We start from the raw sequence: 5659 nt of genomic DNA, 5'->3' as shown, positions 1-5659 counted from the left end.
AACATTTGAACAAAACCCGTAAATGGAAGAAAATTACTCAATATTTAGAAAATTTCCGACTTTAGAACAAGCTACAGAATTGAAAGACTTGCTAAGCAAAAACGGAATTGAATCAATTCTTGCGGACAACGTTCCGCCTGTTGATGTGACTTTTTCTGGAAGCACTTTAAATAATCAAGTTGAAATCCGAATTAAACAATCTGACTTTAAAAAAGCCGAAGATATTCTTGAACATAATGCAGAGGAATTAATTGACCAAATTGACAAGGATTATTATTTATTTGAATTTACTAATGAGGAACTTTATGAAGTCTTATTAAAGTCTGACGAATGGAATGCGTTTGACTATACTCTTGCCCAAAAAATTTTAAAACAAAGAGGTAAATCTGTTGATAAAGAACTTCTAAACTCACTAAAAAACGAACGACTAAAAGATTTAGCAAAACCCGAAGGAAATCAAAAACCTTGGATTATCGGAGGTTATATTTTTTCAATTTTGGGTGGTTTTTTGGGATTAATAATTGGCTATTTTCTTTGGACATCGAAAAAGACTTTACCGAATGGACAAAAGGTTTATTCTTATTCGGGAAATGATAGAAAACACGGAAAGTATATATTTTACATCGGACTAATAATTGCACCGACTGCAATGCTTTTAAAAGTAGTGAGTCAATTTTAAAATAAAAAACGTTGCACAACAATGTATATAACCAATGGCTAAGACAGTTATTGAATTTGTATTCTTACTTTTTGTTGTAAATTTATCAAAACCGAATAAATCAGTAAACGGCTTCGCCGTGGCTGCTGAATCTCACGCCGCGACGCGGCTTCCAGCTTTTGCTCCGCAAAACTGTTTGAGCCACAGCTTGCCAAGGTCCGCCACTGGTCATATACAAACACGTTGGGCACAATTAAACACTCACACGAAAAAACTAACCAAAATATGATTGCAAGAGTAAAAGTTGACGGAAATTATCTTGAAACAATTGACAGTAAAGGAAAAAGAATTAAGAGAGCATATAACAACGGAAATTTTTTAGGAAACTCATCACAAATTGTAATCGTGCAAGACGGAAATTACATTGAAATTTTTGATGCTGATTTAAAAAGGATATCAAGAATATATAAAAAGATAGATGGTTTTTTAGGAGCATCGGGCGATACCTTTTCTATCCAAGATGGAAATTACGCCGAAACTTTAGATGCAAAAGGAAAAAGAATCAATAGACAATATTCAAAATAATTCTTCTAAAAAAGCTATGATAAAATCAAGTATTACTGATAGTCCGAGAAATATTTCTAACGGAGAAAAAGACAATTTCGGAATTGAACCTTTTGAAAATGGTTTAACAAAATTCATTAACAACTCGAATACGCCAATAACAATTGCTTTGCAAGGAGAATGGGGAAGCGGAAAAACTTCGCTAATGAATAGCCTTAAAAAGAATTTAAGCGATATTGACAATTCACAATACCACTCTATTTGGCTAAACACCTGGGAATATGCATTAATGAAAGATGCACAATCTACATTAATGGATATTATTACTGGCTTGATTCAAGAAACCTCCAAAATTGCTAACGTTGACGAAACTAAAACAAAGAAATTATTAAGCACGCTTTGGTCTGGAATTAAAGACACATCAAAGGTTGTGGCAAAAAATGCTTTAGACAAAACAGTTGATGGAGCAGGAACTGTAATTGATGCCTTTTCTTCAAAAGGAAAATCTACTATTGGAGAAGTTAGAACTGAATTAGAAAAAATAATAGAAGATTGCATACAAAAAGACAATAAGACTGGTTTTATTTTCTTTATTGATGATTTAGATAGAATTGACCCACCAATTGCTGTTCAACTTTTAGAACTTCTTAAAAACATATTTACCTTAAAAAATTGTGTGTTTGTTCTAGCTATAGATTATGATGTAGTCATCAAAGGTCTTGAACCAAAATTTGGTAAATTATCAGAACTCAACGAAAGAGAGTTTAGGTCATTTTTTGACAAAATAATTCAAGTTCCATTTTCAATGCCAGTTTCAAGTTATAATATTGATGACTTTCTGAAAGATAGTTTAGTGTCTACAAACTACATCAAGGAAACTCATTCAAAAAATAAAGAATTAATTTCTAAATTTTCAGAAATTTCAAACCTATCGGTTGGTAAAAACCCAAGAGCGTTAAAACGATTAATGAACTCACTTTCATTAATAAGTTGTATCAATTCATCAAAAAATAGCGACCAAGAAAACGACCAATTAAATGAAGAATTAGAGTTATTAGTCAATTTTGCTTTAGTGAGTATTCAAATTGCTTATCCTCCTGTTTATCGTTTATTATCACTGCACTCTGGTTTTGACAAATGGAATGAAAATGTTGCTCTTCAAATGAATTTAAAACCATTAGACCAACAAAGCATAGATAAACTAAATCAATCGGAAGAATTTGATGAAGAGTGGGAAAAGGTATTATTTAGACTTTGTGAAAATGACCACTATTTAAAGAAAAGAGCTTTAAATATATCTCGTCTTTTAAACAGTCTAAAAGTTTCTATAACCGAAAAAGAAGAAGAAATAGAAGATATCATTGGTGCTGTTATTTCTCTTTCCTCTGTTACAAATCTTGAGGCGTTTGATAAACCAGTAGTTGATTATCACAAAGGTTGGCTACTAAAAAAGATAAGAGATAGAATTATACCTAGTTTAAAACAAAAACTACCAAATAATAATAGCGAGATAAAGCAAAAAGGAAGCAAAATACAGAGTAATTTTAGGTTTTATCTAACTAAATCTAGAGAGTATTTAATTAATTCTTATCCTAAAGACGGTAAAATTAATCTTTACATTAACACAGCCGTTTGGTTTGGAACAAAACAAAAGAGTTTTGTTGAAGATTTAAAATCTGAACAATTGTTTAACGATTTTGAAAAGATTACAACTGAATATACGAACTATTTTTCGCAACAAAACAACGTGATTACTCATAACTTATTTGATGTTGGTATATGGAAAAACAACTATTATGTTAATTTTCATAGCGATTATATCCAATCAAAACCTGAAGATTTCCATACAGAACAATCTACAGAAATAATTACCAACCATATTGTAAAACTAAATGAGTTTAGAGGAAAAATTCAAGAGTTGGCTAATAAAAGAAATGAAAAGTAATAAATGAAATCAAACTTTATAGCAATTGACTTTGAAACAGCAACAAGACACCACATTTGTTCTGTTGGAATTGTAACCTTTGAAAATGGAAAAATTATTGATGAATATCACGCCTTAATTCAACCACCTAACAACGAATACAATTGGCACAATATTCAAGTTCACGGAATTACGGAAAGAGATACCCTAAATGTTCGAAGTTTTGACAAAATATATCCCGAAATAAGAAAACGTATTTATGGTAAAACAGTCGTAGCTCATAATGAAAGTTTTGACCGTAACGTTTTAACCAAAACAATGCGAGATTGTAATATTGAATATTCTGACCTAAATATTTCCGAAAAATGGGAATGTACTTTAAAAATATATCGAGCAAAAGGTTATAGTCCAGCAAACTTAAATGCTTGTTGTCAAAAGCACAACATTAAACTCGAACACCATCAAGCATTATCTGATGCTCGTGCTTGTGGAGAACTTTTTTTAATTGCGTAATAACATTCAAAATATGAGTACATCATTTTCAATAGATGCAGGAACTTTTACACTAAAATATAATAATCAAACGACTGATAATATTATCCTAAATGGTAAAACAAACTATTTAATTCCAATATATCAGCGACCATATTCTTGGACAGAAACTCAAATCAGAAAATTCATTAACGATATTTTTGTTTCATTTTGGGGTTATGAACAAGAAAAAAATGCTGAACCAATGTTTATTGGGACTATGCAACTATCAGAACTTAAAAATGATAACTCGCAACACATCATTGATGGTCAGCAAAGAATAACAACATTTTTGATATTATTAAAAGTTCTAAAAAACCGTTTCCCAAATTCAGAGGAGTTACAAAACGTTTCATTTAATTGGTTGAGTACAGAGGTTAACAATGGAGAGCAACAACAAAACTTAACTGAACTTTTAAATCAAAACAACATTGAACTTTCAAACGAAAATTCATTAAACACATATATTGAAAATGCGAAGTTAATTGACAACTTAATCAAATTTCAATGTGATACAGAACTTTTTGAAATTGATAATTTTGCCAAACATCTTTTTTCTAATGTATATTTTGTTGTAATAGAAACCAAAGCAAGTTTATCAAAAACACTTCAAATTTTTGATGCAATTAACACAACAGGTTTAGACTTAAATGCAGGCGATATTTTCAAAATTCGTATGTATGAATATTTGAATAAAAATGGAGAAAATAAAAAGGCTTTTAATGAAATTAGTGCCTTATACGAAAAGATAGACTTGAATAACAAAACCTTTAAAAGTGAAATTTCTAACATCCAAAGCATATTGCATATTTATCAATTTTATTTAATTGCCAAATACAACCTTCCAAATGTGTTATATACTTACGGAACTACTACTTTTTTTGATAGGTTATTTGAAACTATATTCAACATCAACAAATGGGAACATTTTAGAAACACGATAAAAACCAATAACCTTGAATTGAAATTAACCGAAATAGATTCTATCATTGATTTAAGATATGAATGGGAGGATAAATGGAGAAGCAATAGTTACTCAAATGTAGAAAATGGAGGTTTACTTCATCTTTGGTGGTGGTCAAGATACGGTCGTTTTTGGACACTGAAATTTCTTGTTTTAAATAGTTTACAAAATGATGAAAACAAATATGTAAAACTTGCAGAGTTCACCAAACAACTAACAAAGTTGTTTTTAATTTACAGTATATTATATCAAAAATCCGTAAATGAAATTAAAGGTTCATTTACAAGTCAGCTAACAAAACTTATCGCTAATGATTCATACGAATCAGTAATGAAACATATAAAAGACAAAATCCATCAACATTACGACTGGAAAAAGAATAGGCTAACTGAAATTATTTCGGGAGATATTTTATATAGTACAAAAGTTAAAAATATTCTTTGCAGACTTTCAGCACTTTTAGAAGAAAATATCGCTTCTAATTTACCAAACGACATAAAAAACGTTAAAAAATATCTTTTTTGGGAACCAATAGATATTGAGCATATTCAATCATATAATGATGAAGATTTAACAAAAAGAGATAACATTAAAGAAAAATGGGGTAGTAATCTTAATTCATTAGGAAATTTAGTCGTTTTAGAACAAGGGATTAATCGCTCAATAAATAATAACGAGAGTAAAAAATTAAATGGTTATCAAAACAGTCAATTGAAAATCGTTAATTCTAAACTGACAGAACAATATCCGAATTGGAATTTAGAAAAATGTTTAGCTCGAAAAGATTATGAAGTTAATAAAATATTGAGTTACTTAATGGAATAAAATAACTGTGCCCAACAACGTGTATATCTCATTGCTGTTACGTTTATAGTCCAAAGTTAGTGAATATTTGCTAACTCCCACCAAATTTTTAATTTGGCTTTTAGAAAATTAAGAAAAAAACAAAATGTAAAAATTTGGCTCTGTGCTTAACTGAAAATTATTACCTTTCTAAACGCAACAAGCCATACACAAG

The 5659-nt window shown here is 29.8% G+C and carries 5 protein-coding genes; all 5 read left to right on the top strand.

Features of this window, described 5'->3' with window-relative positions:
- Nucleotides 1–22 precede the first annotated feature (22 nt).
- The 5 genes from ACY2RU_RS17325 (at nt 23) to ACY2RU_RS17305 (ending at nt 5466) form a co-directional block, all read left to right on the top strand.
- Nucleotides 23–679 (top strand): hypothetical protein, encoded by a 657-nt coding sequence (locus tag ACY2RU_RS17325; protein WP_490139741.1) that lies wholly within the window; start codon nt 23–25, stop codon nt 677–679.
- Nucleotides 680–943: 264 nt separating this feature from the next.
- The gene (locus ACY2RU_RS17320; protein ID WP_490139740.1) at nt 944–1243 is read left to right on the top strand and encodes a hypothetical protein; all 300 of its coding nucleotides are present in this window, start codon (nt 944–946) and stop codon (nt 1241–1243) included.
- On the top strand, nt 1203–3167 hold the full coding sequence (locus ACY2RU_RS17315; protein ID WP_490139739.1) for a KAP family P-loop NTPase fold protein: 1965 nt from the start codon (nt 1203–1205) through the stop codon (nt 3165–3167). The genes ACY2RU_RS17320 and ACY2RU_RS17315 overlap by 41 nt, the downstream gene beginning before the upstream one ends.
- Before the next feature lie 3 nt (nt 3168–3170).
- Complete coding sequence (locus tag ACY2RU_RS17310) at nt 3171–3659, top strand: 3'-5' exonuclease (RefSeq protein ID WP_490139738.1); 489 nt, start codon at nt 3171–3173, stop codon at nt 3657–3659.
- Between the two features lie 13 nt (nt 3660–3672).
- Nucleotides 3673–5466, top strand: coding sequence for a DUF262 domain-containing protein (locus tag ACY2RU_RS17305; protein WP_490139737.1), 1794 nt, complete (start codon nt 3673–3675; stop codon nt 5464–5466).
- Nucleotides 5467–5659: the final 193 nt, after the last annotated feature.

This window comes from Ulvibacter sp. 2305UL32-6 (assembly GCF_058148545.1).
Note: the sequence above shows the minus strand (reverse complement) of the source record. Positions and strands in the feature narration are given on the sequence as shown.

Excerpts from the sequence above, each read along its gene's own strand:
- ACY2RU_RS17325 (WP_490139741.1), top strand. The coding sequence starts at position 23 with ATGGAAGAAAATTACTCAATATTTAGAAAATTTCCGACTTTAGAACAA.
- ACY2RU_RS17320 (WP_490139740.1), top strand. The coding sequence starts at position 944 with ATGATTGCAAGAGTAAAAGTTGACGGAAATTATCTTGAAACAATTGAC.
- ACY2RU_RS17315 (WP_490139739.1), top strand. The coding sequence starts at position 1,203 with ATGCAAAAGGAAAAAGAATCAATAGACAATATTCAAAATAATTCTTCT.
- ACY2RU_RS17310 (WP_490139738.1), top strand. The coding sequence starts at position 3,171 with ATGAAATCAAACTTTATAGCAATTGACTTTGAAACAGCAACAAGACAC.
- ACY2RU_RS17305 (WP_490139737.1), top strand. The coding sequence starts at position 3,673 with ATGAGTACATCATTTTCAATAGATGCAGGAACTTTTACACTAAAATAT.